25 protein-coding genes and 1 pseudogene are annotated in these 26755 nt (G+C 73.1%); 13 read left to right on the plus strand and 13 right to left on the minus strand.

Going from position 1 to position 26755, the window contains the following annotated elements; translation table 11 throughout:
- The first annotated feature begins 66 nt into the window (after positions 1–66).
- Positions 67–687: a nucleoside triphosphate pyrophosphatase gene (locus tag IH45_RS0117175; RefSeq protein WP_030668331.1), complete on the plus strand. Its 621-nt coding sequence runs from the start codon at positions 67–69 to the stop codon at positions 685–687.
- Positions 688–696: 9 nt separating this feature from the next.
- On the opposite strand, the gene IH45_RS0117180 is transcribed toward IH45_RS0117175, so the two are convergent.
- The 4 genes from IH45_RS0117180 to IH45_RS0117195 are packed head-to-tail and all read right to left on the minus strand — an operon-like array spanning position 697 to position 5930.
- A complete protein-coding gene (locus IH45_RS0117180; RefSeq protein WP_050514919.1) occupies positions 697–1932 on the minus strand; it encodes a lanthionine synthetase LanC family protein in 1236 nt (411 codons plus the stop codon).
- On the minus strand, positions 1929–2090 hold the full coding sequence (locus tag IH45_RS1000000148745; protein WP_158813126.1) for a hypothetical protein: 162 nt from the start codon (positions 2088–2090) through the stop codon (positions 1929–1931). Before IH45_RS1000000148745 ends, IH45_RS0117180 begins: the two co-directional genes overlap by 4 nt.
- A gap of 17 nt (positions 2091–2107) precedes the next feature.
- Positions 2108–4885 carry a lantibiotic dehydratase gene (locus IH45_RS0117190; protein ID WP_050514920.1) on the minus strand — a complete coding sequence of 926 codons (2778 nt, stop codon included), beginning with the start codon at positions 4883–4885 and terminating at the stop codon, positions 2108–2110.
- Positions 4878–5930: a thiopeptide-type bacteriocin biosynthesis protein gene (locus IH45_RS0117195; protein ID WP_050514921.1), complete on the minus strand. Its 1053-nt coding sequence runs from the start codon at positions 5928–5930 to the stop codon at positions 4878–4880. Before IH45_RS0117195 ends, IH45_RS0117190 begins: the two co-directional genes overlap by 8 nt.
- A gap of 206 nt (positions 5931–6136) precedes the next feature.
- Here IH45_RS0117195 and IH45_RS0117200 point away from each other — a divergent pair, with 206 nt between their 5' ends.
- Both IH45_RS0117200 and IH45_RS0117205 read left to right on the plus strand, forming a co-directional pair.
- Positions 6137–6862, plus strand: a complete 726-nt coding sequence (locus IH45_RS0117200; protein WP_030668341.1) for a TetR/AcrR family transcriptional regulator — start codon at positions 6137–6139, stop codon at positions 6860–6862.
- Positions 6859–7146, plus strand: a complete 288-nt coding sequence (locus IH45_RS0117205) for an antibiotic biosynthesis monooxygenase family protein (protein ID WP_030668344.1) — start codon at positions 6859–6861, stop codon at positions 7144–7146. The genes IH45_RS0117200 and IH45_RS0117205 overlap by 4 nt, the downstream gene beginning before the upstream one ends.
- A 37-nt stretch (positions 7147–7183) precedes the next feature.
- Here IH45_RS0117205 and IH45_RS0117210 read toward each other — a convergent pair whose 3' ends face one another.
- Positions 7184–7393 (minus strand): DUF2180 family protein, encoded by a 210-nt coding sequence (locus IH45_RS0117210; RefSeq protein ID WP_030668346.1) that lies wholly within the window; start codon positions 7391–7393, stop codon positions 7184–7186.
- Positions 7394–7513: 120 nt separating this feature from the next.
- Here IH45_RS0117210 and IH45_RS0117215 point away from each other — a divergent pair, with 120 nt between their 5' ends.
- Positions 7514–8464 (plus strand): IclR family transcriptional regulator, encoded by a 951-nt coding sequence (locus IH45_RS0117215; RefSeq protein WP_234440572.1) that lies wholly within the window; start codon positions 7514–7516, stop codon positions 8462–8464.
- A 10-nt stretch (positions 8465–8474) separates the two neighbouring features.
- Here the strand turns inward: IH45_RS0117215 and IH45_RS0117220 are convergent, their stop codons facing one another.
- Both IH45_RS0117220 and IH45_RS0117225 read right to left on the minus strand, forming a co-directional pair.
- Entirely contained in the window at positions 8475–9215 is a 741-nt protein-coding gene (locus tag IH45_RS0117220; protein WP_234440573.1) for a 5-formyltetrahydrofolate cyclo-ligase, read from the minus strand.
- Positions 9212–10378, minus strand: coding sequence for a helix-turn-helix transcriptional regulator (locus IH45_RS0117225; RefSeq protein ID WP_030668355.1), 1167 nt, complete (start codon positions 10376–10378; stop codon positions 9212–9214). The genes IH45_RS0117220 and IH45_RS0117225 overlap by 4 nt, the downstream gene beginning before the upstream one ends.
- A 64-nt stretch (positions 10379–10442) precedes the next feature.
- Between IH45_RS0117225 and IH45_RS1000000149325 the strand changes: the two are divergent.
- Both IH45_RS1000000149325 and IH45_RS1000000149330 read left to right on the plus strand, forming a co-directional pair.
- Positions 10443–10904 (plus strand): annotated as a pseudogene (locus IH45_RS1000000149325) (ATP-binding protein); the annotation flags it as partial.
- A 111-nt stretch (positions 10905–11015) separates the two neighbouring features.
- On the plus strand, positions 11016–11852 hold the full coding sequence (locus tag IH45_RS1000000149330; protein WP_030668358.1) for an MOSC domain-containing protein: 837 nt from the start codon (positions 11016–11018) through the stop codon (positions 11850–11852).
- Here IH45_RS1000000149330 and IH45_RS0117235 read toward each other — a convergent pair.
- The gene (locus tag IH45_RS0117235; protein WP_394298679.1) at positions 11824–12291 is read right to left on the minus strand and encodes a hypothetical protein; all 468 of its coding nucleotides are present in this window, start codon (positions 12289–12291) and stop codon (positions 11824–11826) included. The genes IH45_RS1000000149330 and IH45_RS0117235 overlap by 29 nt on opposite strands.
- Positions 12292–12712: 421 nt before the next feature.
- Between IH45_RS0117235 and IH45_RS0117240 the strand changes: the two genes are divergently transcribed.
- Both IH45_RS0117240 and IH45_RS0117245 read left to right on the plus strand, forming a co-directional pair.
- Complete coding sequence (locus tag IH45_RS0117240; RefSeq protein WP_030668365.1) at positions 12713–14482, plus strand: acetyl/propionyl/methylcrotonyl-CoA carboxylase subunit alpha; 1770 nt, start codon at positions 12713–12715, stop codon at positions 14480–14482.
- A gap of 244 nt (positions 14483–14726) precedes the next feature.
- Positions 14727–15575, plus strand: coding sequence for an SDR family oxidoreductase (locus tag IH45_RS0117245; RefSeq protein WP_030668368.1), 849 nt, complete (start codon positions 14727–14729; stop codon positions 15573–15575).
- Between the two features lie 45 nt (positions 15576–15620).
- On the opposite strand, the gene IH45_RS0117250 is transcribed toward IH45_RS0117245, so the two are convergent.
- Positions 15621–16802, minus strand: coding sequence for an alpha/beta hydrolase (locus tag IH45_RS0117250; RefSeq protein WP_030668371.1), 1182 nt, complete (start codon positions 16800–16802; stop codon positions 15621–15623).
- A gap of 347 nt (positions 16803–17149) precedes the next feature.
- On the opposite strand from IH45_RS0117250, the gene IH45_RS0117255 reads away from it, so the two are divergent.
- Entirely contained in the window at positions 17150–17704 is a 555-nt protein-coding gene (locus tag IH45_RS0117255) for a TetR/AcrR family transcriptional regulator (RefSeq protein WP_030586700.1), read from the plus strand.
- A 102-nt stretch (positions 17705–17806) separates the two neighbouring features.
- On the opposite strand, the gene IH45_RS0117260 is transcribed toward IH45_RS0117255, so the two are convergent.
- Both IH45_RS0117260 and IH45_RS0117265 read right to left on the minus strand, forming a co-directional pair.
- Positions 17807–18793, minus strand: a complete 987-nt coding sequence (locus IH45_RS0117260; protein WP_078897614.1) for a DeoR/GlpR family DNA-binding transcription regulator — start codon at positions 18791–18793, stop codon at positions 17807–17809.
- Positions 18794–19118: 325 nt separating this feature from the next.
- Positions 19119–20564, minus strand: a complete 1446-nt coding sequence (locus IH45_RS0117265; RefSeq protein ID WP_030668377.1) for an NAD(P)H-quinone dehydrogenase — start codon at positions 20562–20564, stop codon at positions 19119–19121.
- Positions 20565–20660: 96 nt separating this feature from the next.
- On the opposite strand from IH45_RS0117265, the gene IH45_RS0117270 reads away from it, so the two are divergent.
- From IH45_RS0117270 to IH45_RS0117285, 4 genes are all read left to right on the plus strand, one after another.
- Positions 20661–21098, plus strand: coding sequence for a gamma-glutamylcyclotransferase (locus IH45_RS0117270; protein ID WP_030668381.1), 438 nt, complete (start codon positions 20661–20663; stop codon positions 21096–21098).
- A 184-nt stretch (positions 21099–21282) separates the two neighbouring features.
- Complete coding sequence (locus tag IH45_RS0117275) at positions 21283–22104, plus strand: purine-nucleoside phosphorylase (RefSeq protein WP_030668384.1); 822 nt, start codon at positions 21283–21285, stop codon at positions 22102–22104.
- A 226-nt stretch (positions 22105–22330) separates the two neighbouring features.
- Entirely contained in the window at positions 22331–24004 is a 1674-nt protein-coding gene (locus IH45_RS0117280; protein WP_030668387.1) for a phospho-sugar mutase, read from the plus strand.
- A gap of 195 nt (positions 24005–24199) precedes the next feature.
- Complete coding sequence (locus IH45_RS0117285; protein ID WP_030668390.1) at positions 24200–25432, plus strand: membrane protein; 1233 nt, start codon at positions 24200–24202, stop codon at positions 25430–25432.
- 3 nt (positions 25433–25435) lie between these two features.
- Here IH45_RS0117285 and IH45_RS0117290 read toward each other — a convergent pair whose 3' ends face one another.
- Both IH45_RS0117290 and IH45_RS0117295 read right to left on the minus strand, forming a co-directional pair.
- A complete protein-coding gene (locus tag IH45_RS0117290; RefSeq protein ID WP_030668393.1) occupies positions 25436–26068 on the minus strand; it encodes a PH domain-containing protein in 633 nt (210 codons plus the stop codon).
- 80 nt (positions 26069–26148) lie between these two features.
- On the minus strand, positions 26149–26755 hold a 607-nt coding region (locus tag IH45_RS0117295; protein WP_030668396.1), incomplete at its 5' end, for a class F sortase.

The raw sequence follows: 26755 nt of genomic DNA on the forward strand, positions 1-26755 counted from the left end.
GGCGTCGCAGGACACCCGCCCCGCTCCGTTCGTACCGCGCCCACGCCGCTCCGTACGATGGCGGGCATGACCGATCAGCCCGGCGCCGCCGCCCGCCGTCTCGTCCTCGCCTCCCAGTCCCCCGCCCGGCTCGGCCTGCTGCGCCAGGCCGGGCTCGCGCCCGAGGTCGTCGTCAGCGGCGTGGACGAGGACGCGATCACCGCCGACAGCCCGGCCGAGCTGGCCCGGGTCCTCGCCGAGGCGAAGGCGGACGCGGTGGCCGCGCGCCCGGAGACCGCCGGTGCCCTGGTCATCGGCTGCGACTCGGTACTGGAGCTGGACGGGCGGGCGCTGGGCAAGCCCGCCGACGCCGAGGACGCGACCGCCCGCTGGAAGTCGATGCGCGGCCGGTCCGGTGTCCTGCAGACGGGCCACTGCGTGATCGACACAGCGAACGGGGGCCGCCGGGTGTCGGCCACCGCCTCCACCACCGTCCGCTTCGGCGAGCCGAGCGACGCGGAGATCGCCGCGTACGTGGCCTCCGGTGAACCGCTGTACGTGGCCGGCGCCTTCACCCTGGACGGCCGGTCGGCGCCGTTCATCGACGGCATCGACGGCGATCCCGGCAACGTCATCGGTCTGTCGCTGCCGCTGCTGCGGCGGCTGTTGGCGGAGGTGGATGTGGCGATCACCGATCTTTGGGCCTAGAGCGGTCCTTCAGCGCAGGCCGAAGCACGGCTGCCACAGCCGGTCTGCCTCCGGTACGGCCACGGTGAGCAGCGCGCACAGCGGCCCGGTCGCCCCGCCCAGCAACCCCATCCGCTCCTCCCCCAGCGCCCGGACGTCAGGCAGCCGGTCCAGGAGGTGGCGGGCCAGCCGTGCGCGCAGGGCCGTCGCGGCGGGCAGCCGCGCGTGGTGGTGGAAGGCGTCCGCGACGGCCAGGACGCCCGCGGCGCCGTGGCAGCAGGCGAGCAGGTCCGCGGGGTGGTCGCCGAAGAGGTGGAAGTCCGTGTCGTACCGCTCGGCGAGGCCGGTGAAGGCCCGCGCCGCCCACGCCGCCGCCGTGGCGTCGCCCAGGGCGTCCGCGGCGTCCCACAGCGCCCAGGTGACGCCCGGGTTGCCGTAGCACCACGCCTGGCGGGCGCGGGCGCCGTCGGGCGGCGGCCCGTCGAGTCCGGCGCCGTCCCAGCTGCGGATGGACCGGGCGTCGTCGAAGGACTGGCGGGCCAGCCAGTGCGTGGCGTTGCGCAGCGCGCGCCGGGTCGCCCGATTGGACCCGGTGTGCCGGACCGCGGCGGTGAGCGCGGTGACCAGTCCGGCGACGCCGTGGCCCATTCCGGTGTTGATGCGGCCCTGCATCCAGTCCAGGTACGGGTGTCCGTCGTAGCCGTCGGTGCGCAGCCGGGGCAGGTCTCCGTCACTGCACAGCGACCTCAAGTGGCCCAGGTAGGACGCGAGTTGTTCTTCGCTCGGGTCTGTGCCGACACACAGGGAGAGCAGCGTCCCCGACGGTCCGACGATCAGGTCGTAATCGGGGAACCGGACGCCCTCGGGCCGCCACGGCCGGGCCTTCGCGACAGTGATCAGATGGTCGCGCAACCGGTCGGCCAACTGGTGCAGTCGAGGGTGGAGCCGGGCCGCGAGACGGAGCCCGGCGAGGGAGCCCGCCAGCCCGCCGTCGTACAGGCCGGGGTGGCCCTGTCCGCGCCCGATGCCCCGGGCCCACACGGCCACCGCGTCGCCCGCGGCGGCGGCCTCGGCGGACATGCCGGTGTCCGCGACGAGTACGGCCAGCGCGGGGACACCCGGATCGCAAGGAGCGGTCCCGTCCTGCTCACCGGTTGCCTGACGGCGGGCCCAGGCCTCCAGCAGCTCCACGGCGAGGGTGCGGAGCGCCGGGGCGGCCGCCCGCCCGGCCGGAGCCGGACGGGCGGCCTTGACGGTGCCGGTCAACAGACGGCAACAGTGCAGACGAGCACCGTGCACACGCCACTGCAGTGGCCGGTGTCCGCTTCCGTCTCGGTCAGTTCGGTCTCGGTGATCCGGGTCTCCAGGTCACCGATGAGCTCGTCCAGGTCGGTGAGTTCGGTGCGCTCCATGGTGTCCGACATGACGATGTTCCCTTCTCTCAATGGATGGGGTCCGCCCCGGCGGCGCGCCCGCTGGGGGCGAGCGTTCCGGGGAGGTGGGTCCCGCCGCGCAGGGCGGCGGCCGCGGACGCCGCGAGATCGCCGGTCACGCGGTCGTGCGGAAATCTCATGAGCAGCTGAGCGGCGACGTACGCGCCCTCGCGGCCCCGGTCGCCGCCCCGGTGCGCGCGGTCGCGCAGCACCAGGCCATCCGGAGCGGGCAGCATCTCCTCGATCAGCAGTTCGCCGCCGCCCTCCGGCGCGCTCCCCTGGGTGAGCAGCCGGTCGATGACGCGCAGCGTGGGCAGGGCCGCGAGGTCGGCCGGTACGGGCTTGGCGCCCGCGCCGTACCGCAGGAACGCGTACCGGGGCAGACCGGCCGAGCGGCGCAGGGCCGCGAGGGTGCGCACCTTGGCCAGGTCGGTGTCGTCGGCGCGCCACAGTGCCGTACGCGGCAGCCGCCAGACGGCCGGGGAGACGACCAGCCGCCCGCCCACCGTCAGCCGGGGCAGCCGCTCGGCGCGCGGGAACGCGCCCGCCAGCCCGTCGAGCTGGACGAAGTACGCCGTCGCGGGGTGGCTCGCGGCCATCAGCAGCCGCAGCAGCACGTCGTACGGCGGCAGGGCGCTGCGCGTCCCGTGGTGGACCGGCAGGATGCGCCGGCCGTCCGCCTCCGCGATCACCCGGGCGCCGTCGCGGCGCAGCGTGATGCGGTCGAGGGGCAGGTAGCGGGCCGTGCCGGGGCCCGGGGCGGTTCCGTAGTACGGCGCGGGGTCGGGGTCGCCGGTCCACCAGCTGGTGACCAGGGGGCGGCGTACGGCGTTGGCCGCGCGCTCGGCCAGTGGCGGCACCAGCACTTCGACGAACCGTACGTCCGCCTCGCGCTCCACCGCGGCGAGGAAGGCACGGTGGCGCTCGGCGTTTCCGTAGCCGTTGCGCCCGGCGTGCAGGGCGTGCAGCGCGTCGGCGAACCGGGCGTCCAGCATGCCGGCGGGCGAGACCGTCTCCAGGACGGCCGACGGGCCGGGACCGGCGAGGGGCCGCAGCAGGCAGTCGACGGGCCAGGGCGGCAGGACGGCTGCGCCCGGGGGCGCGTCGAAGGTGTCGAGCAACGCGTCGGTGAGGTCCACCGGTTGAGCGTCCTCGCGGGTGGCGAGGTGGGCGAGCAGGCGGGCGTATCCGGAGTGCGCGGTGCGGGCCGGGTGCCAGCCTTCGTAGCGGCGGAGTTCGGGGGCGGTGGGCTTGCCGTCGTCCGGCGGGGGCCGGGTGCCGGGCCAGTGGTCGGCAAGGAGGCTGCTGAGAGGTCGCGGACGCTCGTCCAGATCGTGCAATTCGTCTGGCAACTGGCGCATGCGGGCGGCGCGTTGGCTGTCTGGGCGACGGTCGGCCTCGCGCAGTGCGGCCAGGCGGGCGGCGGTGCGCAAGGCGTCCCGTACGGCATCGACGGCCGCCACGGGCACCGAGGCCGCCCCGGAGCCCGCCCCCTCGGCCATCCGGTACGAGTCCACGAACTCCGCGTCACCCAGCGGCTCCGTACACGGCAGCCGGTCCCGTTCGCGGACGGCCACCGGCGGTAGCCACCCGCTGCGTCGGCGGAGTGGGGCGGCGCAGACCTGGAGGACGCCGAGGCCGTGCAGGTGGGCGAGGAAGCCGCGCAGTACGCGGCGGGTGTCGTCGTACGCCGTACCGGCTCCCGAGCCGGTACCGGCCCCCGGCCCGGACCCACCGCCCGTGGTGCCCAGCAGCGCCGCCTCGATCTCTCCCAGCGGGCGGGGCCCTTCCGCCAGCAGCGTCAGTACGGCGTCCAGCGGCCGGGTGCGGCGCAGTTCGACCTGGCGCAGCCGGTCCCGTACGGCCGGGTCGGTCACCCAGCACCGCACGGCACCGTCCGTACGGAAGTGCAGCGGCGCGGGGGCGAGCGGGGTCGCGGGGTCCGCGGTCGCCAGGTCCACGGTGCTCAGCCGGCTCCGCGCCACGTGCACGTTCTCCGCCGTCTCGGAGGCCATGGGGCCCAAGGCCGTACCGGGTGCGAGCAACGGCGGCGGCTCATCCGCGACCGTACGGCCGGACCGCGGACGGGCTTCGAGCGGGACCGGCGCGACCTGGCCCACCCAGCCGCGCGGCGTGGTCTTCACCGCGGCCCGGCCGAGCGCCCGCCACAGATACGCGGCACTCTTGCGCAGGCGCTTGCCACCCCAGGACTCGCCGTGCGCCAGCCGCCGTTCGACGGTCGGTATCAGGTCCGGTGCCGCGTCGGCCAGGAAGGCCCGCATGACCGGGCCCGCGCAGGCCAGCGACCAGCCCAGCGCGCCCACGCGCTCCGCTTCGTCCGCGACCGCGCGTTCCAGTTCCCGGCGGGTACGGGACAGCCGTACGTCGATCCGGTGCACCGCGACGACCTCGTGCACCAGGGCCTCCGGAACGGCGGCCAGGGACTCCAGATACGCGCAGTCCGCTTCACCGGGGGCCGCGCCGCCGTGCAGGCGGCGGCGCAACGACAGAACGGCTCCGCGGTCGGTGTCGGCGAGTCCGGGGTGCGGGACCACAGTGGTGCCCAGCCGTTCGGCGAGGGCGCGGGCGCGGTCGGCCTGCTGTTGCCGCGCGCGGTCGTACTCGCCGACGCGGTCGAAGAGCTGCGGGTTCCCCGCGCGGGTCCAGGTCTCGGCGGGTATGCCGGCGGTGCGCAGCAGGGCGGTGGGGGCGTTAGGGCTACTGGGCCCATTCGGGCTATCGGGGCGGCTGCTGCTGTCGGGGCCGCGCGCGTCCGGGTCATCCACGGCCGGTCACCACCGCTACCGCACGGGAACGGGTCTCGGGCGCCCGGCTCATCTCGGGCGCCGCGAGGGCCGCCGTCAGCAGGGACTGCCGTGCCGAGGAGAGCCGGCCGCGGTTCCAGTGGAAGATCACGCAGTACGCGGCGGCCCGGCGCGGTCCGGTCCCCGTCGCGTCGCCGGACTCGAAGTACCCGGTACGCCACTGCCGGGCCGCCGCGCCGACCGCGTCCCGGTGGGCTTCCAGGGCGGCGCGCTCCGGCGCGGGCAGCCCGTCCGTCAGCTCGTCGCGACCGCGCCGCCAGAACGCGCGGATACCCTCGGCGGCACGCTGCGTGGCCGCCGCGTCGGGTGCGTCGCCGAGCCGCCGCCCGGTGTCGTCCCGTACGGACTCCCACACCCCGCGGTGCTCCCAGCCGATGATGCCCAGCCCGTCGAGCAGCTCGCGCAGCAGCGTCAGCGAGACCCGCCAGTCCGCCGCGCCGGAGGTGGCCTCTGCCGCGTGATGGTCGAGCCAGGCGAGTGAGTCCGCGGTGAACAGCGCGTGCACCCACGGCATCGCGCGTGCCCCGCCGAACAGGTATGTCTCCGGCTCGTAGATCCCGCAGACCGGCGGGCGGGACAGCGCCGTACCGGGCACGCCGGGCACGCCGGATCCGGCGTCGACGGCGAAGCGGGCCAGCAGCTCCGCGCGCAACGCGTCGCGCGCGTCCCGTGTGGGTGCCTGGAAGCGCAGGCGCAGGCCCGGCGGCTTGTGCATGAAGAAGAAGTTGCGGGCCGCGCGCGTGGCGAGGAGGTCGCGGGCGGTCCGCGCGAGATGGCCGTACAGGCTGTACGGCGCCCCCGACCCCGTGTCCGTGCCGGTGTCCAGGTTCACCTGTACCCAGTCCGCGCCCGGCCCCTCGTCACGGAGTGTGGCCAGACCGGCGGCGAGGAACGCGCGGCGGGCATCGGCGTACCCGGGATCGTCCGGACCGACCGGCACTGTGCCGAGCGAGGTACCACGGGCGTCCCGCAGACAGTCGGCCAGCAGATCGGCGACCGGCAGCATCCCTACCTCCTCACGGAGCGAGCACGGGGCACTCTTCGCATGGTGGCCCCGGTACGCCGCCGTCGCATGCGGAGCGGGCTCCGGTACGGGTGACGGACGGTGACAGGAACGGCGGACGCGCTCCCCTGCGATCCGAGCCGCCATCTCAACGGACCGGCGGAAAAAGGCCGTTGCGGCCGCGCACCCGGCGGCCGTAACATACATACATGGATGTACGTAAGAGCGGCGGGGCGGACCGGTCCGGCGGGCGGGGTGCGGCGCGGCAGCCCCGTGCCACGCAGGCCGACCGGCGGGCGCGCACGCGTGCCGCGCTGCTCGAATCGGCCGCCCGGGGCCTGTCCCGGTACGGCTACGGCAACCTGAGGCTCGAACAGGTCGCCCAGGACGCCGGGTACACCCGCGGCGCGCTCTACCACCAGTTCACGGGCAAGCAGGAGCTGACCCTGGCCGTGACCGAGTGGGTGCTGGACACCTGGTGGCAGGAGGTCGGCGTGCTCGTCGAGCGGGCGCCCGACCCGGTCGCGGCGCTGCTCACGCTGGCGCGCGGGCACGCCGTCTACTGCCGCCGCGACATCGCCCGCGTGGCGATGGCGCTACGGCTGGAGTTCGCCGGGCAGGACCATCCGGTCGGGCGCGCGATCGAGCAGGGTTACCGCGATCTGCTCGACCGCTGCACCGCCCTGATCGAGGCGGCGCGCGAGGGGGGAGCGATCCCGGACGGCCCGGACGGCCCGCCCGCCGGGACCCTCGCGCTCGCCTTCGTCGGCGCGATCGAGGGCACGTCGATCGCCCTGTCGGGACACGCCCCGCACGACGCGCCACTCGTGGCCAGGGCCGCCGCCGGCGCGCTCGGCCTCACGTACGACCCCGGGGAGCACCCGGCCCCGGACCGCACGGCACACCGTCGGACCACACGAAGGGGAACGTCATGAAGGTCGCCATGGTGGGACACCACTACCCGCACGCCACGCACCGCGAGGAGTTCGTCTCCCGCGTCCACCGCACCGCCGAAGTGTTCCGCCGTACGCCCGGCTGCCTGTCGGCGGAGTACTGGCTGACAGCAGACGGCGACGCGGTGGTGTCGATCGTGGAGTGGGAGTCCGAGGAGGCGTCCCGCGCGTCGCTCGCCGCCGTGGAGGCGGCGCCCGAACTGGACCTTGCCTACGACGAGCGGGAGGTGCGCCCGCGCGAGATCGTGCACCTGGTGGCGCCCTGACCCCGCGCGGGCACTCCGCAGGGTTACGCTGCTGCCGTTACGCCGCTGCCGTGGCCGCGTGCCGGCAGTGCGTGCACAGCAGGCGGCGGCCCGCCGCGTGGGATGTGCTGCGGCCCAGGCCCGCCGTCCGGTGGACCGTGCGCGGGACCACGGCGGCGTGCGCGGCGCACGCCGCCGCACCGCACTCCGCGCAGACGGCCAGCGCGGCGGTCGCGCTGCCGAGTTCCGCACAGTCGAAGCACTGCATTGAAATAACTCCCGTTGAGCTAGGTCCCGAGACCGCGGTTGCGTTCCGGCCCGGGAAAAGTGGTGGCCCTGCGCAGAGCAACAGCGACCGGGAGCCGGACATTCCGGATTCCCCCGAGCGGTGACGACCGTCACCACGGTCGCCACCACGCTCGTCATCACGGCCGCCACCACGCTCATCAGCACGGCCGCCGCCACGACCGGCGCGGCCCGCCCGCATTTCCGGTACGTACGGCCCGTCCGTAAAGCTGTGCGAGCCTGGAAGGCCACCCGCGCGCGCCGCACCCGTACCACCCGTACCACCCGCACCCCCGTCCGCCCCGCCCGAAGGAAGACCGCCATGCCGCAGTCCGTCGACCGCGCTCTGGACCTGCTCGACGCGGTCGCCGAGGCGGCGGAGCCGGTCCCGGCCAAGGTGCTGGCCCGGCAGCTGGACTGCGGCCTGTCCACGGTCTACGACCTGCTCGGCTCGCTGACCGAACGCGGCCACCTGACCCGTACGGCCGCCGGGTACACCCTCGGCTACCGCGTACCGGCCCTGCACCACGCGTTCCAGCGGCAGTTGCGGATCGACGAGCGGGTGCACGAGGCGCTGCTGCGGCTGCGCCGGTCATCCGGCGCCGACGTCTTCTTCAGCACGTACCGGGACGGCGGGATCGCCGTACTGGACGGCGCCGCCGGCCCGGACTCCGCCTTCTCCGTCGGCCAGGACACCGCCGCCCACGCCACGGCCCACGGCCGCGCCCTGCTCTCCGCCCTCCCGGCCACCACCCGACGCCAGTACCTGGCCACCAGCGGCCTGCCACCCCGCACCCCGCACACCATCACCACCCCGGACCGACTGGAGCGCGAACTCCGCCGGGTCCGCCGGGACGGGGTGGCCGTGGAGCGCGAGGAGTCGGTCCCCGGAATGGCCTGCATCGCCGTCCCGATCCCGATACGCCCCGGCGGCCCCGGCACCCCACCCACCGCACTGACCGCCGTCTCGGCCGCCCTCCCCATCGCGGACTTCGCCCGGCTGCGCGGGCCGCTGACGGAGGCGCTGCGGCGTGAGGTGGCGGGGTTGGGGTGAGGACCGGCCCTCAGCTCGCCGGAGCGCGAGCCGCGAGCACCGGAATGGAAGCGATCTTCTGCGCATCCAGATGCTCCCAAACCAGCCCGGAAGGCCGGTGGGGCGAGGAACAGTTGATGATCTCCTCGGGCGTCACGATCACATCGACACCGACATCGTGCGTGGTCGCGGGAAGCTCCTCGTCGAGGACTTGCAGTCCGTGGACCGTGGTGACGACGGTGGTGTGGTCGCCGATGAGCCCGGCCTCGGTCAGAAGAGCGAACTCCAGGTCGGAGTAGCCCGCCCCCTTCCCGACGCGCACCCCGGCTCGATTCACGGCAACGCTGCCCAGCACCACCACATCCACCGCCCGAAGCGCGTCCACGCCGACTTTGGGAGCGATATCGGCGGCGACCCGGCCGGCGGCGGCTTCGGCCGGCGGCACCGTGAGGGCTGAGGGGTCGAGCAGGTAAAAGGGGGCGGGATCGGCGAGCCTGGGCACCGCCATGAAGACGGTCTTGCCTTCGGACAGGGCGAGAGCGCGCACAGGAAGCTGGGCCTTGTCGGGCACGGCCTTGATCACCCTGGCGTGCTTCCAGGAGGCCAGCTCGCCCAGTGCGGCGGCGGCTGCCGATGACCCGACGAAGTTCGGGATACGGCCGTGCGCGGTGGCGTCGTAGGTGGCGCCGCCGGTGTCCAGGACATTCCATACACGCTCGCGCACCCGCTGCTTCTCGCGGTTCACGTCGACGAGCATCCGGTCCTCGCTCATGCGGCCCCCATCAGTAGCAACAGGCGGTCCTGGGCTTCTTGTACCGCGCTCCTGCCCAGCCAGGGACGCAGTTCGCGAGCGACACGGAAGACGATGTTGATACCACCGCCTCCGCGCGTTCCTCGAAGCTCGTCAACGGCCTCGTTGAACGCGACGAGCGCGGTTTCGAGATCTTTACGGCGGATCTCGGTCAGCGCCAGATTGCCCAGGACGATCGCTCGCGACTTGCGGCGCTTCAGCATGCGCGAGGCGGTGTCCTCCAGGAGCCGCTGCGCCTTGTCGTAACTGCCGAGGGACAAGTAGCAGGAACCGGCGAGGCGGCCGAAGTGGGTCGCGGTGAACAGCTCGTGGGCCGCATCGGTCCCATCGGACCGTTCCAGACGCTTCTCGGCTCCCCACAGAGCACGCTCGCATTCACGGTGTTCGCCGAGGAAGGCGTGGGCCTCCGCGGCGTGCAGCAGGGCGAGGCCCGTCAGGGCGTGACTCGTCTTTCGGGTGGTCCGAGCGGCTTGAAGAGCGAGTCCCAGGCCCTGGCGGTGATCGTGCGCTCCGTACAGGGCGACGTAACAGGTACGGAGCAGTGCGTGACCTTCGGCTGCGCGATCACGCAAATGGCGTGCGATCTCCAGGCTCTGCGCGTAGTAAGTGCGCGCGGCCCCGTGGTCGTGCCGCTGTGACGCGTCCCAGACCAACTGGCCCATGAGGGTCGACGCGTCGGCCTGGAGGGACCACAGCTCACGCTGCACACGGCCGGCCGGGGCCGCATCGGCGAGAAAGGCGACCCGGTGGAGTTGCTGCCCGGCGTCGGCGAGGAGTGTCGCCGACGGGACGGCGTCATAGCGACACGTCAGGTCCTCCATGCCGGTCCGCAGTTCCGCTGTCGCGATCAGGTCGACGGCCGAGGGGTGCCGTAGTACGTGGCTGAGACGCTCCGTGCGGCCCGACGGCACCGCAGGCGCCACCGTCAGCAGTTCCTCCAGCGCTTCGGCGCCCACGCGAAGGAGCCGGGCCAAACGGGGCCGCAGGAACGGCAGAGGGCTCGACTCGCCCGACTCCCAGCGCCGCACCGTGGAGCGTTCGACGCCAAGGGCCTCGGCAAGAGACTCCTGGGTGAAGCCCAGAGCACGGCGCCGTCGCACAAGCCCGTGCCTCTTCATCGCCATGGGCCAACCCTCCCGGTCGTCCTCCGGCTCTACAACGCACCGGCACCCCAGGTCAGGCTCGGGTATGCCCCCACGATGCCCCGCCCTCGCCCCAATCCTGCTCTGGTTCCGCCTGCCCGGGAGCGGTTTTGTGGATCTGCTCCAGCAGACCGCACAGAAACGAGGACGCGTGGACCATCAGAGCGAACGCCGGTTCAATCGTGCGGCAGCATCCGTCGGCAAGGCACGCGACTTCGTCCGGGCAGCCCTTCCCGTCGAGCAGTTCCCTCACCACCTCGACGACATCACGCTTTGCGTGTCCGAACTGGCCACCAACGCGGTGCGACACGGCAGCCCTGCCGGTCGCCTCTTCCTCGTACGGGTGATGGTCAGCGGGACGCTGCTCCGTATCGAAGTGCACGACGCGGGCGACAACCGCCCCCGCCTCCGGTCACCGGCAGTCGATGACGACTACGGGCGCGGCCTCGTCCTCGTCGACGCTCTGGCCGACGACTGGGGAGTCACACCTCGCGATGGGCTCGGCAAGGCCGTCTGGGTTGAGTTCAAGCTGTCCGCAACCGTGCAGGTCGGAGCCTGGAGCGGCGATGTACATGGGTCTAGAGTGGCCACTGGGGCTTACGGGGAGCAGGGGGGATACATGGCCGGTGAGGTCACGGTGGCGGAGCTGGCGTACTACCCCATCAAGGGGTGCGCCGGAGTGTCGGTGACTACGGCGGAGCTGATGCCCGCCGGGCTTGCGCATGACCGCAGCTTCATGGTGACCGGGGCGGACGGGGTGTTTCGTAGTCAGCGGCGGGATCCGCTGCTGGCGGTGATCCGTCCGGAGATTACGCAGGACGGCAGCCGTATGACGCTGCGCGCGCCGGGTGTCGAGGCGATGGTTCTGGATGTGGATGGCTCCTCCGCTCCCAGGGACGTGGAGATGTTCAAGACGCCTTATCGGGGCATTGACCAGGGGGACACCGTCGCCGGGTGGCTGACCGAGGTGCTCGGTGTGCCGAGTCGGCTTGTGCGGGTGCCGGAGGATCACGGGCGGGTGACGGACGGGCTGACGCCTGGTACGTCCGGGTATGCCGACAGCTGTGCGCTGCACGTCGTGTCCCGGTCCTCGCTGGAGTTGCTGCACGCGCGGCTCGCCGAGCAGGGTGCGGCGGCGCTGCCGATGGACCGGTTCCGGCCGAACGTCGTGGTCGACGGGTGGGACGAGCCGCACACCGAGGACCGGGTGCGCCGAGTGCGGCTGGGGAGCGCCGAGTTGGGATACGCCAAGCTCGCCGTACGGTGCGCCGTCACCACCATCGAGCAGTCCTCCGGCGCGCGGACCGGGCCCGAGCCGCTGCGGACGCTGGCCGGGTATCGGCGCGCGGCCGGTGGCGGTGTCGTGTTCGGTGCCAAGTTCGCCGTGCTGCGGCCGGGGAAGCTGTCGGTGGGGGACGAGGTGGCGGTCAGCGCGTGGGGGGAGTCGGAGCGGTAGTTCGCGCGGCAGCCGGCGCCCCGCCGTTCTCGCCGTACGTCGCTCCGTACGCCGTCAGCGTCAGTACCAGCAGCGCGAGGACGGCCATCAGCAGTGCGAACGCCGTCCAGCCCACCAGGCCGACCGCGAACGCCCCCAGGACGGCGTGCACCACGGCGCAGGTGACGAGCACGATGCGGCCGAACGTGCCCGGCGGGCGGTCGCGTACCGCGGTGCGGGCCAGGAGGGCGGCGCAGCACACCAGGTAGAGGGCGAAGACGGCGCCGAGCACCCAGGCGCCGGTGGACATCGCGCCGGGGTCCACGCCCGCCATGGACATGTGCTGCTTGTCCACGACGATGCTCAGCACGTAGTTGAGGAAGAGGACGCCGAGCGCTTCCAGTACGAGCACCACTGCCGCCACCCACGCCACCGGTCTGCGTGCCGCCACCCCGTCCACCCACTTTCCGGTCGCTGCACTGTTACCGCGAGTACGAAAGACCATCGCGCACGTTACTCCTGGGTACCCCCCGCTCTACAAGAGGCCGGGGACGGGTAAGAGCCGGGGAGCGGAAGCGGACGCGCCGCCGGACGCAGACGCGGGCAAAGTTTCCTTCGCCCATTCGTAGGGACTCCACAAAGAAACGGGGTTCCGGCGGAGGAAGGCCGGGCGAGACCTTGCCCACATTTTGATCACCGCACGACCCCCGGAATACGGGCCTTACCCTGGGATACCGGGGACTTCGGCCCCGGACCCGCACCGGGCGCACGCTCCGTGTGGGCAAGCTCACTACCGGGAACGGGTCGGCACGCGGTGTCGCCAGTCCCTAAACTCGCGACGTCCTAATTTGTTGCGGCGAAGCGCCAAGGAGGAACCGATCGTGCGCAAGGTGCTCATCGCCAACCGAGGCGAAATCGCTGTCCGCGTAGCCCGTGCATGCCGGGATGCCGGAATCGGGAGCGTAGCCGTCTACGCCGACCCTGACCGGGACGCCCTGCACGTCCGCGCGGCAGACGAGGCCTACGCCCTGGGCGGTGACACTCCTGCCACCAGCTACCTCGACATCGCCAAGGTCCTTGCCGCCGCCGCCGATTCGGGCGCCGACGCCATTCACCCCGGTTACGGCTTCCTCTCCGAGAACGCCGAATTCGCGCAGGCCGTCCTCGACGCCGGACTGACCTGGATCGGCCCCCCGCCGCAGGCCATCCGCGACCTCGGCGACAAGGTGGCGGCCCGTCACATCGCGCAGCGCGCCGGTGCGCCGCTGGTCGCCGGCACCCCCGACCCGGTCTCCGGAGCCGACGAGGTCGTCGCCTTCGCCGAGGAGCACGGCCTGCCGATCGCCATCAAGGCGGCCTTCGGCGGCGGCGGGCGCGGGCTGAAGGTGGCCCGCACGCTGGAAGAGGTTCCGGAGCTGTACGACTCCGCCGTACGTGAGGCCGTGGCGGCCTTCGGGCGCGGCGAGTGCTTCGTCGAACGCTACCTGGACCGCCCGCGCCACGTGGAGACCCAGTGCCTGGCCGACAAGCACGGCAACGTGGTCGTCGTCTCCACCCGTGACTGCTCGCTCCAGCGCCGCCACCAGAAGCTCGTGGAGGAGGCGCCCGCGCCGTTCCTGAGCGAGGCGCAGAACGCCGAGCTGTACCGCGCGTCCAAGGCCATCCTCAAGGAGGCCGGTTACGAGGGCGCGGGCACCTGCGAGTTCCTGGTCGGCCAGGACGGCACGATCTCCTTCCTGGAGGTCAACACCCGCCTGCAGGTCGAGCACCCGGTCACCGAAGAGGTCACCGGCCTGGACCTGGTGCGCGAGATGTTCCGGATCGCCGACGGCGAGGAGCTGGGCTACGACGACCCGGCGGTGCGCGGCCACTCCTTCGAGTTCCGCATCAACGGCGAGGACCCGGGCCGCAACTTCCTGCCCGCGCCCGGCACGGTCACCACCTTCGAGGCCCCGGCCGGTCCCGGCGTACGTCTGGACGCGGGCGTGGAGTCCGGCTCGGTCATCGGCCCGGCCTGGGACTCGCTGCTGGCCAAGCTGATCGTCACCGGCGCCACCCGCGAGCAGGCGCTGCAGCGCGCCGCCCGCGCGCTCGGCGAGTTCACCGTCGAGGGCATGGCCACCGCCATCCCGTTCCACCGTACGGTCGTCAAGGACCCGGCGTTCGCGCCCGAGCTGACCGGCTCCGACGAGCCGTTCAAGGTGCACACCCGCTGGATCGAGACCGAGTTCGTCAACGACATCAAGCCGTTCGCCGCGCCCGGCACCGACGAGGCCGAGGCGGACACCCGCGAGACGGTCGTCGTCGAGGTCGGCGGCAAGCGCCTGGAGGTCTCGCTGCCGTCCTCGCTGGGCATGCCGCTGGCCCGCGCCGCGGTCGCCGGGGGCGCCAAGCCCAAGCGCAAGGCGGCCAAGAAGTCCGGCTCCGCGGCCTCCGGCGACACCCTCGCCTCGCCGATGCAGGGCACCATCGTCAAGGTCGCCGTCGAGGAGGGCCAGGAGGTCGCCGAGGGTGACCTGGTCGTCGTCCTGGAGGCGATGAAGATGGAGCAGCCGCTGAACGCGCACCGCTCCGGCACGATCAAGGGCCTGACCGCCGAGGTCGGCGCCTCGCTGTCGTCCGGCGCGGTGATCTGCGAGATCAAGGACTGAGGTCCGGTACGGGCGTAGGGGCACAGGGGTGCCTAGGGGCGTCCTGAAGGCGTAGGAGCGTCTGAAGGCGTACGGCCGCTCCGTACGTCCCTGTCGGTCGTCGGCGCGGGGTCCGTGGTGTGTGAGTGCCGCGGGCTCCGCGCTTTTCTGCGCCGGGAACCCGCGCTTCCCGTATCGGGAGGCGGTGCCGCACGTCCCGCCATTGCGGACAGAAGTCGTCCGCAAGGCTCTCTATGGTCCTGCCATGACGAATCCGCAGAAAGTCCTTGTCACCGGTGCCACCGGAACCGTCGGCCGCCAGGTCGTCGCCGAACTGCTCGCCCGCGGCCATGCGGTCCGCGCCCTTACCCGGGACGCCGCCAAGGCGAACTTCCCGGCAGGCGTCGAGGCCGTCGAGGGCGACCTGACCGAGCCCGACAGCCTCGTCCCGGCTCTGGAGGGGGTCACCGGGCTGCACCTGATCACGTTCGGCGGCGCTTATTTCGCCCCGCTGGAGACCGGCCCGCGCATCCTGGAACTGGCCCGCGCGGCCGGCGTACGCCGCGTCACCGTGCTGCACGGCGGCGGCCCCTCCCCGCTGGAGGACGCGGTACGCGCCAGCGGCGGCGTGGACTGGACCGTTCTGATGCCGGTCGAGTTCATGTCCAACGCCCTGGAGTGGGCGCCGGGTGTCGTGGATGCGGACGAGGTCCGTGAGCCGTTCGTGGACCGGCTGAGCGCCATGGTCCACGAGGGGGACATCGGCGCCGTCGCCGCGGTCGCCCTCACGGAGGAGGGGCACGCGGGCCGGGAGTACGTGATCACCGGGCCCGAGCTGCTGACCGTCGGCGACAAGGTGGCCGCCCTGGCCGCCGCCCGGGGCCGGGAGATATCCCTGGTCGAGCTCACTCAGGAGCAGGCCGTGGCGCGGTGGCGGGCCGCGGGCCACTCCGAGGAGACGATCGGCTTTCTGCTGGAGGTGTACGGGAACACGCCGGAGGCGGGCCGTACGGTCGCCGGCACCGTCGAGAAGGTCACCGGCCGTCCCGCCCGTACCTTCGCCCGGTGGGCCGCCGAGCACGCGGACGCTTTCGCCGGGACCGGCGCCGCGTAGCGCGGGGTTCTCCCCGGCGGGGGCGCGCCCCGCCGGGTCACCGGTTCACGAAGTGCCCACCACGTCCTGCGGGAACGTCAGCTGCCTGCCCATCCACTGGAGCGCGGCGGGCAGTTCGCGCCGCCAGGTGGCGAAGTTGTGGCTGCCCTGGTCCAGGATGATCGACTCGGCCTTCATCGGCGGCTTGACCGCGTTCAGGAACTCCTTTGCCGCCGGGTAGTTCTTCTCGCCCTCCCGGCTGGTGCCGATCAGCACCGACACCTGGGGCGCGGGCAGGTGCGCCAGCCGCCACATCAGGTCGTGCTCCCGCTTGCGCTTGGCGCGGTCCTTGTCGTCCCCGAAGAGGTTGCCGGTGGTGGGGTCGCTGGTGACCTTGTAGTCGGGCGAGAGGGCCGCCGCCGAGGTGTACGTGCCGGGGTGCCGCATGGTCAGCTGGAGGGCGCAGCTGCCGCCGGACGAGTAGCCGAGCACGCCCCAGCCGCCCTTGTCGTGGCCGACCCGGTAGTGCTCCTTGAGCGCGGTGGGCAGATCGCTCGCGAAGAACGTCTCCGCCTGCGGGCCGCCCGGCACGTCCACGCACTGGGTGTCGCGCGGCGGCGCGATGGTGGGCCGCAGCATGACGATCACGGTGGGCTGCATCTTGTTCTTGGCGATCAGGTCGCCGGCGGTCTGCGTCACCCGCAGGTGCTGGGCCAGCAGGTAGTGGCCGCCCGGGTAGCCGCTGATGGCGACGATGACGGGGAAGCGCTGGCGCTCGTACTGCTTCTGGAAGTACTGCGGCGGCAGGTAGACGTACGCCGGGTCCACGGCCTTGGTGGTCTTGCCCACGATCCGTACGGACTCCACCTTGCCGACCTTGTCGGGCGCGCCCTTCGGCAGGCCGTGCACCTTGTCCAGGCCCTCGGCCCCGGCGGGCTGCACGAGGCCCTTCGACGGGTCGCCGGCCGGGCCCGCTTCCCCGTCGCCCCACTTGGCGACGGCGCCCGGGGCGTCGTCGTACAGGCCGAGGAGTTCGTGCCAGGAACCGTAGAACTGGAAGTTGGCGTTCACGACGAGGCCGAGCGCGGCGACGATGGACAGCTGCGTGGCCAGGATGGAGCCGATGCGGCCCAGCCAGGCGAGCGGCCCCTTCTTGGCGAAGCGCGGCCACTGCCAGAGCGTGAGACCCACGCACACCACGGCGACCGCGATCATGGTGTACAACAGCGATCGGCTGGTCAGTTCCATTGCTTCCCCAGGTGTTCCCGCACGCGTTCCGACAGTCTCCGAAGAGCAGTCTCCGAAGAGCCCATTGCGCCAGGTTTGATGCCTCCCGGGGACACGTCGTTGCCACCGCGCGCACTTGTTCCCCAAGGCGCCCACGCCCCCTTCCCTCCCCGTCACCTGCGGGCCGTCTCCCGTCCACCCCGCACGCCGGGCGCGGCCGGGCGGCGGGGCGCCGCACCGGTCCGAAGGCTTGTGCGGTGGGGGCAGTGGCATCCTGGGGGCACCGGTCCGGTGGAGGGCCGCGCTCAGGGAGGACGGCGAGGACGGCGATGGTGACCGAGACGGCAGGGCAGGAATCCGTACGACCCATGCGCGCCGACGCGCGCCGCAACTACGAGCGGCTGCTGGCGGTGGCCCGTACGGCCTTCACGGACCACGGGACGGACACCTCGCTGGAGGACATCGCACGGCGCGCGGGCGTGGGGATCGGCACCCTCTACCGGCACTTCCCGAACCGGACGGCCCTGATGGGCGCCGTGTTCCAGGGCGAGGTGGACGCGCTGCTGGCGCACGCCAGGGAGCTGAGCGACGCGCCGCACCCGTGCGCGGCGCTCGTCGAGTGGCTGCGGGCGATCATCGCGCACGCGAGTACCTACCGCGGGCTGTCCCGGGCGCTGATGGCCGCGCCGGGCGACGCCACCTCCGGGCTGTCGCGGTGCAGCGTCCCGATGCGCGAGGCGGGCGGCGAACTGCTCAGCCGCGCGCAGGAGGCGGGCGCCGTACGGACCGATGTGAACATCAGCGATCTGATGCAGCTCACCAACGGCATCGCGCTGGCGGTGGAGGAGTCACCGGACGATCCCGGCCTGGCCGACCGGCTGCTCACGCTGACGCTGACCGGGCTGCGGCCCGAGAAGGGCTGACGGGACTGCGCTCCGAGAAGGGGTGAGCGGGCCGGATGGTGTCGTCCGGCCGCCCGTGTCATCAGGCCGTGCCGGCGCGGCCGTACGCGCGCCGGCACCTCTTCAGCGGCGGCGGGGTGCCAGGTCGGCGACCCGGCCGCCCGGCGGCTCGGCCAGCGGCGCGGCCGTCCGCAGCTGCGGCCCGGAACCGCCGCCGCCCGGAGCCGGATTGCGCCGCTGGCCGGGCAGCGGTACGTCCCGGCGTGGACCGCGGCGGTCGGCCGCCACCACCTCCGATGCCGGCTGGCCGGCTCCCGCGCCGGCACCGGGCCCGCCCGCCACCGAGATCTGCACGCCCTGGTCGGCCAGCGCCTGCAGCTCGGTCGCGGCCCGGTCGTCGTGGCCCGGCGGTTCGTCCGTCACCAGCCGGGTGATCACGTCCGTGGGCACCGTCTGGAACATGGTGTCCGTACCGAGCTTGGTGTGGTCGGCGAGGACCACGACCTCCGCCGCCGCCTGCACCAGCGCCCGGTCCACGCTCGCGGAGAGCATGTTGGACGTGGACAGGCCGCGCTCGGCGGTCAGACCGCTGCCCGAGAGGAAGGCGCGGGAGACCCGCAGCCCCTGGAGCGACTGCTCGGCCCCGCTGCCGACCAGCGCGTAGTTCGAGCCGCGCAGGGTGCCGCCGGTCATCACGACCTCGACACGGTTGGCGTGCGCCAACGCCTGGGCGACCAGGAGGGAGTTGGTGACCACGGTCAGACCGGGCACCCGCGCGAGCCGGCGGGCCAGCTCCTGCGTGGTGGTCCCGGCGCCGACCACGATGGCCTCGCCTTCTTCGACGAAGCCGGCGGCGAGATCGGCGATGGCCGTCTTCTCCGCGGTCGCTAGATGGGATTTCTGTGGGAAGCCGGACTCCCGGGCGAAACCGCCCGGCAAGACCGCACCGCCGTGCCGGCGGTCGAGCAGTCCTTCTGCCTCCAGCGCCCGCACGTCCCGCCGTACGGTTACTTCGGAGGTCTGGACGACGCGGGCGAGCTCACGGAGCGACACCGCTCCGTTCGCCCGCACCATTTCGAGGATCAGTTGGCGACGTTCTGCAGCGAACACGAAACTGACAGTAACGCCAACGACCGTCTGCTTTCAGCAGGTTGCACCAATTAACGGAAGTTGTTCGTTCCCGACCCTCGCACGTGGTATATGCCGGTGGCCGGTCACGCAGTGACACCAGAGTGCCATGAAGCGGCGCTCCCCGAGGCCTCCCGCCGCCGGAAGGTACGGGGAACACGCGCGCGGACGGCCCGCCCGCCGGGCTTCCGGGGGCCTCACCCGCGCCCGTGGGACCGGACGGGCCCCGGCCCGTTCATCCCGTTGGCCGCGATCTGTTCGGTTCTTTTCGGCGGTCCACCGGCGCCGTCCGGGGCTGCCCGGCGCTCTACTCGCTGGACATCTTGCGCGTGTGCAGCTGCCGCGCGACCTCGGCGATCGAGCCGGACAGCGACGGGTAGACGGTGAAAGCGCTGGCGATCTGCTCCACCGTCAGGTTGTTGTCGACCGCGAGCGATATCGGGTGGATCAGCTCGCTGGCGCGCGGGGAGACCACCACGCCGCCGACGACGATGCCCGTACCGGGGCGGCAGAACAGCTTCACGAAGCCGTCGCGGATGCCCTGCATCTTCGCGCGCGGGTTGCGCAGCAGCGGCAGCTTGACGACCCGGGCGTCGATCCGGCCCGCGTCCACGTCCGCCTGGCTGTAACCGACGGTGGCGATCTCCGGGTCGGTGAAGACGTTCGCGGAGACGGCCTTGAGGTTGAGCGGGGTCACCGCGTCGCCGAGGAAGTGGTACATCGCGATCCGGCCCTGCATCGCGGCCACGGAGGCCAGCGCGAGGACGCCGGTGCAGTCGCCCGCCGCGTAGACGCCGGGGGCCGAGGTGCGCGAGACCTTGTCCGTCCAGATGTGGCCGGACTCCTTCAGGCGTACGCCGGCCTCTTCGAGCCCGATGCCCTCGGTGTTCGGGATGGAGCCGACCGCCATGAGGCAGTGCGAACCGGTGATCGTACGACCGTCCGACAGAGTGACCTCGACCCGGTCCCCGACCCTCTTGGCCGAGGCGGCCCGCGAGCGCGCCATCACGTTCATGCCGCGGCGGCGGAAGACGTCCTCCAGGACGGCGGCGGCGTCCGGGTCCTCGCCGGGCAGCACCCGGTCGCGGGAGGAGACGAGGGTGACGCGGGAGCCGAGCGCCTGGTAGGCGCCGGCGAACTCGGCGCCGGTGACGCCGGAGCCGACCACGATCAGCTCTTCCGGCAGCTCGTCGAGGTCGTAGACCTGCGTCCAGTTCAGGATGCGCTCGCCGTCCGGCTGCGCGTCCGGGATCTCGCGCGGGTGGGCGCCGGTCGCGATCAGCACGGCGTCCGCGGTGAGCGTCTCCTGCGTACCGTCCGCCGCGGTGACGGTGACCGTGCGCGAGCCGTCCGGCGACTGGCCCGGCTCCAGCCGGCCGCGGCCGCGCAGCACGCGGCCACCCGCCCGGGTGACGGAGGCGGTGATGTCATGCGACTGGGCGAGCGCCAGGCGCTTCACCCGCCGGTTGACCTTGCCGAGGTCCACCCCGACGACGCGCGCGGGGCGGTCGACCGGCGGGGTGTCGTCCTCGACGATGATGCCCAGCTCGTCGTACGACGAGTCGAAGGTGGTCATCACCTCGGCCGTCGCGATGAGGGTCTTGGACGGGACGCAGTCGGTCAGCACCGACGCCCCGCCCAGGCCGTCGCAGTCGACGACGGTCACCTCCGCGCCGAGAGAGGCGCCCACCAGGGCCGCCTCGTATCCGCCGGGTCCGCCACCGATGATCACGATCCGAGTCACGTACTCCATTGTCCCGCACGCCCGCGCCGGGTTACCCCCCGGGGGCCGCCGTTCGAACCCCGAGTACCACGAGCGCACCCCCTGACCTCCCGTACCCTCGGAACCATGTCGCTCTACGCCGCGTACGCCGGCAACCTCGACGCGCGGCTGATGACCCGCCGCGCCCCGCACTCGCCGCTGCGCGGCACGGGCTGGCTCAACGGCTGGCGGCTGACGTTCGGCGGGGAGCAGATGGGCTGGGAGGGAGCGCTCCCGACGATCGTCGAGGCCCCCCGCTCGCAGGTGTTCGTCGCCCTCTACGACATCGCGTCCATGGACGAGGAGTCCATGGACCGCTGGGAGGGCGTGGGCATGGACATCTACCGCCGGATGCGGGTACGGGTGCACACCCTGGAGGGCGACGAGGCCGCCTGGCTGTACGTCCTCAACGGCTACGAGGGCGGCCTGCCCTCCGCCCGCTACCTCGGCGAGATCGCGGACGCGGCGGAGTCGGCGGGGGCGCCGCACGACTATGTGATGGAGCTGCGGAAGCGGCCCTGTTAGGGGCGCCGGTCCGCGGCCGGGACCCGGCCCCGCTCCATCGGCCCGCCGGTGGGCGGGCGGCCTCGGGCGCGGCGTGTTCGAGCGGTGGTTCCGGGCCGTTCGTATGGATCTACGAACAGATCCCCCGGATGCCGTCGGCCGGGACATCTACGCGCGTAGGCAATTACCGGCTACCCTCGTCCGCGTGAACGCATCTGTTACCCCGGACATCGCGCGCGACCCGCAGGGCGCCGCCGCCGACGCCGCCGCCCGCCTCCGCGAGCTGACCGGCGCCGAGACCCACGACGTCGCCCTGGTGATGGGCTCCGGCTGGGCGCCGGCGGCCGAGGCACTGGGCACCCCCGAGCACGAATTCCCGGTCACCGAGCTGCCCGGCTTCCCGGCGCCGGCCGTCGCGGGCCACGGCGGCAAGTTCCGCTCGTACAAGATCGGCGAGAAGCGGGCCCTGGTCTTCCTGGGCCGTACGCACTACTACGAGGGCCGCGGCGTGGCCCCCGTCGTGCACGGCATCCGTACCGCCGTGGCGGCCGGCTGCAAGACCGTGGTGCTCACCAACGGGTGCGGCGGCCTGCGCGACGGCATGCGCCCCGGCCAGCCGGTCCTGATCAGCGACCACCTGAACATGACCGCCACCTCCCCGATCGTCGGCGCCCGCTTCGTCGACCTGACCGACCTGTACTCGCCGCGGCTGCGCGCGCTGTGCAAGGAGGTCGACGCGACACTGGAGGAGGGTGTCTACGCCCAGCTCCCCGGCCCGCACTACGAGACCCCGGCCGAGATCAAGATGCTGCGCACCCTGGGCGCGGACCTGGTCGGCATGTCCACCGTCCTGGAGGCGATCGCCGCCCGTGAGGCCGGTGCCGAGGTGCTCGGGCTGTCCCTGGTGACGAACCTCGCCGCGGGCATGACCGGCGAGCCGCTGAACCACGAAGAGGTGCTGCAGGCCGGCCGCGACTCCGCGACGCGCATGGGCAGCCTGCTCGGCCAGGTGCTCGGCAAGCTCTGAGCGCCGCGACGGCGGTCCGAGCGACACGCAAGCAGGAGTACGGGGCGTTCACGGACGCCCCGTACGTCGTACGGGTGCCCCGCGGCGCCCCGTACGGGAAAGGCCAGGACACCCCGGCCGCCCGGCGCGGCCGTACACCCGCCGGTCGAACAATCGCGCGGAGTGGGTAAGCGTTAACGCGCCGAGCGCTTCCCCCCACCACCGCAACCAGAGGCAGGAGCATCACGTGGCAATCGATCCCGCGGAGCTGATCAGCCGGGCGAAGGCATGGCAGGCCGAGGACCCCGACCTCGAAACCCGCGAAGAGCTGGGCAAGCTCATCGACGCGGAGGATCTGGACGAGCTGGCGGCCCGGTTCGCGGGCACCCTCCAGTTCGGCACCGCCGGGCTGCGCGGTGAGCTGGGCGCGGGCCCGATGCGGATGAACCGCGCCGTCGTCATCCGCGCGGCGGCCGGGCTGGCCGCGTACCTGAAGGACCAGGGGCAGGCCGGGGGCCTGGTCGTGATCGGGTACGACGCCCGCTACAAGAGCGCGGACTTCGCGCGGGACACCGCGGCCGTGATGGTGGGCGCCGGGCTGCGCGCCGCGGTGCTGCCGCGTCCGCTGCCCACGCCCGTGCTCGCCTTCGCCATACGGCACCTGGGCGCGGTCGCGGGCGTCGAGGTCACCGCCAGCCACAACCCGCCGCGCGACAACGGCTACAAGGTGTACCTGGGCGACGGTTCGCAGATCGTGCCGCCGGCGGACGGGCTGATCGCCGAGCGCATCGCGGCGGTGCGGTCGCTGAACGACGTGCCGCGGCCCGAGGAGGGCTGGGAGGTGCTGGGCGAGGACGTGCTCCAGGCGTACCTGGCCCGTACGGACGCCGTGCTGACGCCGGGCTCGCCGCGCGACACCCAGGTGGTCTACACGCCGATGCACGGCGTCGGCCGGGACGTGCTGGTGGCCGCCTTCGCGCGGGCCGGGTTCCCGGCGCCGACCGTGGTCGCCGAGCAGGCCGAACCGGACCCGGACTTCCCGACCGTGGCCTTCCCCAACCCGGAGGAGCCGGGCGCGATGGACCTGTCCTTCGCCACGGCGCGCTCCGTCGGCCCGGACATCGTCATCGCCAACGACCCGGACGCGGACCGCTGCGCCGTCGCCGTACCGGCCCCCGGTACCGAGGCGGGCTGGCGCATGCTGCGCGGTGACGAGGTCGGCGCGCTGCTGGCCGCGCACCTGGTCAGCAAGCAGGCGTCCGGCACCTTCGCCACCACGATCGTGTCATCCACGCTGATGTCGCGGATCGCCGCCGCGGCCACCCTGCCGTACGAGGAGACGCTGACCGGCTTCAAGTGGCTGGCCCGCGTGGACGGCCTGCGGTACGCGTACGAGGAGGCGCTGGGCTACTGCGTCGACCCCGAGGGCGTCCGCGACAAGGACGGCATCACCGCCGCCCTGCTGATCACCGAGCTGGCCGCCGAGCTGAAGCAGTCCGGCCGTACGCTCGGCGACCTGCTGGACGACCTCGCGCTGGAATTCGGCCTGCACGCCACCGACCAGCTCTCCGTCCGCGTCGAGGACCTGTCCCTGATCGCCGGCGCCATGCGCCGGCTGCGCGAGCAGCCGCCGGCCGCGCTGGCGGGCCTGGCCGTGTCGTCCTCCGACGACCTCGCGCAGGGGACGGACACGCTGCCGCCCACCGACGGCCTGCGCTACTACCTCGCGGGTACGGAGCAGGACGGCGTCGAGGGCGGCCGGGTGGTGGTCCGGCCCAGCGGTACCGAGCCCAAGCTGAAGTGCTACCTGGAGGTCGTGGTACCGGTCGCCGACGCGCAGGGGCTGGCCGCGGCCCGCGCCAAGGCCGACGAGGTGCTCGCCGCGGTCAAGGCGGATCTGTCCGCCGCGGCGGGCATCTGACCTGACGGCGTACGCGCAGCGGGCCCCGGGACAGAAAGGTTCCGGGGCCCGCTCCGCTTTCCCGTACGGGTGACGGTTCCCCGTACGAGTGACAGCCGTACTGCACCTGCCGCAGCGCGCCCCCGCCACCGCCCGCGCTCCGGGACACGCTGGTCTGGTCCGACAACCTGCCCAGCCCTCCCAGGAGTTGCCGCAGTGTTCCCGACCGCGACCGGCACGGCCGTCCCCACCGCACCGGCACCGCCTCCCGCGCCCCGCCACTCCCCCGGACGAACGCCGCTCGGCCTGCTGCGCCGCGCCGGGCCCGCGCTGCTCGGCTACACCGCCGTACGCCTGCTCGGCACGCTCGTGCTGATGAAGTGGGCGCATCTCCAGCGGCACGGCCTGTGGCCGCTGCTGGCCAACCGGTGGGATTCGCGCTGGTACACGGGGATCGCCGACCACGGTTACGCGGCCTTTCTCGACCCGAGCCGGTTCGACGCGTGCAACCTCGCCTTCTTCCCGCTCTACCCGGTGGTCGTCAAGGCCGTCGCGGGCGTGACGCCGGGCTCCCGCGCGACCATCGGGCTGCTCGTCGCGGTCGGCTGTTCGCTGCTCGCCGCGTGGGGGATCTACGCGGTGGGCGAGCGCCTGCACGGACGTCGGGTGGGCACCGTACTGGCCGTCCTGTGGGGTGCCGCACCGGTCGCCGCCGTCCAGTGGATGGGCTATACGGAGTCCCTGTTCACCGCGCTGGTGGCGTGGTCCCTGTACGCCGTGCTGACCGACCGCTGGGTCACGGCCGGAGCGCTCTGCCTCCTCGCCGGGCTCACCCGGCCCACCGGCGTGGCGCTCATCGCGGCGGTCTGCGTCAGCGCCGCCGTGGCCCTGTGGCGCCTGCGCCGTACCGACCCCGCGCCCATGCCCTTGGCCCCGGACCGCAACCGGATGCGCCGGATCGTCCTGGGCGCGGTGCTGGCACCGCTCGGCTGGCTCGCTTACGTCGGATGGGTGGGCGTACGGCTGGGGCGCGCGGACGGCTACTTCGCGGTCCAGCGGCAGTGGCGCAACGAGTGGGACGGCGGCAAGGAGACGCTGCGCGCGCTGCGGGCCACCCTCGTCCATCAGGCGCACCCGCAGCTCTACCTGGTGGTGGTGTCGCTGGTGCTGATCATGTCGGTGGTGCTGTTCCTGCTGTGCCTGTCCGACCACCGGTCGCTGCCGCTCCTGGTCTTCAGCGGCGTGCTCCTGGTGGTCGTCCTGGGCAGCGGCGGCGTCTATTTCCCCCGCGCGCGCTTCCTGCTGCCCGGCTTCCCGCTCCTGCTCCCCCTGGCTCTGGCCCTCGCCCGCGCCCGCCGCAGCACCGCCCTGCTGTGCCTGTCGGTCGCCGCCCTGGCATCGGCCTACTTCGGCGCGTACATGCTGCTGACGTACCGGGGCGCGCTATGACCTTCAGAGCGCGATGAGCACCGCCAGCGCCACCGCGCCCACCACGCACGGCGCGATCACCTCGTACGCCCACTTCACCACCGGCGCGCCCTGCGCGGTCTCCCGCTTGGCGCCGCGCTCGCGCAGCTCCCGCAGTTCGTCGAGGGCCCGGTCGGCGGTGGCGCGCGGCGGGGGCACCGCCGGGGCCGGGCCCAGGTGCGGGTCGTGGTGGTCCGGGCGTCCGGCGGCGCGCGCCGCCTGCCGGTTGGCCTTCTTGCGCTGCCGCAGCGACACGGGGATCGACCAGAGCTGGTACTTCGTGCCGTCCGTCGTGAAGACCTCGCTGGAGAACGACGCCCGCAGGTCCTCGACCGCCGCCCAGGGCAGCGTGACCGTACGGAACGGGTTGCGCACCACCAGCCGGTCCGCGCCCGCGCGCACCAGCGGGCGCAGCGTGAAGGCGGCCACCAGCGGCACCGCGAACAGCAGCCCGGCCACCGCCAGCAGCTTGGTGTGCGCCGCGCCGTGCACCAGCGCGTCGCCGCCCAGCCAGGCGGCGAGCGCGAGCAGCAGCACCCCGCCGGCGAGGCCGGCGGTCGAGCGGTAGCTGCGGTCCGCGTACTGCTGCTGCGGGGAGGACTGTTCCGGGCTCGTCATGCTGCCGATTGTGCCTGAGCGTCCGGATGCCGGACATTGCGTTACGGCATCATTCGTACGCCCGGCTCCCCGGGTGCGTCTCAGGCCGCCACCAGATCGGCGTAGACCACGATGTTGTCCGGCCGGTGGCCGCCGACCAGGGCGCCGCCGCAGGTCACCAGGCGCAGCTCGGGCCGGTCGGTGTCGCCGTAGACCCGCTGGGTGGGGAAGTCCTTCTTGTCCACCTGCTGGAGCGCGCGGACGGCGAAGACCGCGGTACGGCCGTCCGCCCGGTCGACGTAGATCCGGTCCCCGACGCGGATGCGGCCCACGTCCTTCAGCACGGCGGGGCCGTCGGCGGTGTCGTAGTGGCCGATGAGGACGGCGGGGCCGGTCTCGCCGGGGGTGACGCCCTGGTCGTACCAGCCGATGCGGCCGGCCTGCCGTACGGACGGCACCTCGACCGTGCCGTCCGGGGCCAGGCCCAGGTCCAGGACCGGTCCGGTGTTCACCCCGGCGGCCGGTATGCGGACGCGTACGGGCCTGGCGGCGGGCAGCGCGGCCGGAGCCGGGGCGCGCGGGCCCGCGGTGGGGGCGCTGGTGTTCGCGACGTGGACGGCCGGCGCCACGGAGGGGGGGCCCCCGCCCGGGCCGCCGGGGGCGAGCAGGACGCCGCCGAGCGCCAGGAGGAGCACACAGGCCGCCGGC

The sequence above is a fragment of the Streptomyces rimosus subsp. rimosus genome, from assembly GCF_000720725.1.
Taxonomy (GTDB): domain Bacteria; phylum Actinomycetota; class Actinomycetes; order Streptomycetales; family Streptomycetaceae; genus Streptomyces; species Streptomyces rimosus_A.

Coding starts and splice junctions, on each gene's coding strand:
- IH45_RS0117175 (WP_030668331.1), top strand. CDS start 67: ATGACCGATCAGCCCGGCGCCGCCGCCCGCCGTCTCGTCCTCGCCTCC.
- IH45_RS1000000148745 (WP_158813126.1), bottom strand. CDS start 2,090: ATGTCGGACACCATGGAGCGCACCGAACTCACCGACCTGGACGAGCTC.
- IH45_RS0117195 (WP_050514921.1), bottom strand. CDS start 5,930: ATGCTGCCGGTCGCCGATCTGCTGGCCGACTGTCTGCGGGACGCCCGT.
- IH45_RS0117200 (WP_030668341.1), top strand. CDS start 6,137: ATGGATGTACGTAAGAGCGGCGGGGCGGACCGGTCCGGCGGGCGGGGT.
- IH45_RS0117205 (WP_030668344.1), top strand. CDS start 6,859: ATGAAGGTCGCCATGGTGGGACACCACTACCCGCACGCCACGCACCGC.
- IH45_RS0117210 (WP_030668346.1), bottom strand. CDS start 7,393: ATGCAGTGCTTCGACTGTGCGGAACTCGGCAGCGCGACCGCCGCGCTG.
- IH45_RS0117220 (WP_234440573.1), bottom strand. CDS start 9,215: ATGAGCGAGGACCGGATGCTCGTCGACGTGAACCGCGAGAAGCAGCGG.
- IH45_RS0117225 (WP_030668355.1), bottom strand. CDS start 10,378: ATGGCGATGAAGAGGCACGGGCTTGTGCGACGGCGCCGTGCTCTGGGC.
- IH45_RS1000000149330 (WP_030668358.1), top strand. CDS start 11,016: ATGGCCGGTGAGGTCACGGTGGCGGAGCTGGCGTACTACCCCATCAAG.
- IH45_RS0117245 (WP_030668368.1), top strand. CDS start 14,727: ATGACGAATCCGCAGAAAGTCCTTGTCACCGGTGCCACCGGAACCGTC.
- IH45_RS0117250 (WP_030668371.1), bottom strand. CDS start 16,802: ATGGAACTGACCAGCCGATCGCTGTTGTACACCATGATCGCGGTCGCC.
- IH45_RS0117255 (WP_030586700.1), top strand. CDS start 17,150: ATGCGCGCCGACGCGCGCCGCAACTACGAGCGGCTGCTGGCGGTGGCC.
- IH45_RS0117265 (WP_030668377.1), bottom strand. CDS start 20,564: ATGGAGTACGTGACTCGGATCGTGATCATCGGTGGCGGACCCGGCGGA.
- IH45_RS0117270 (WP_030668381.1), top strand. CDS start 20,661: ATGTCGCTCTACGCCGCGTACGCCGGCAACCTCGACGCGCGGCTGATG.
- IH45_RS0117290 (WP_030668393.1), bottom strand. CDS start 26,068: ATGACGAGCCCGGAACAGTCCTCCCCGCAGCAGCAGTACGCGGACCGC.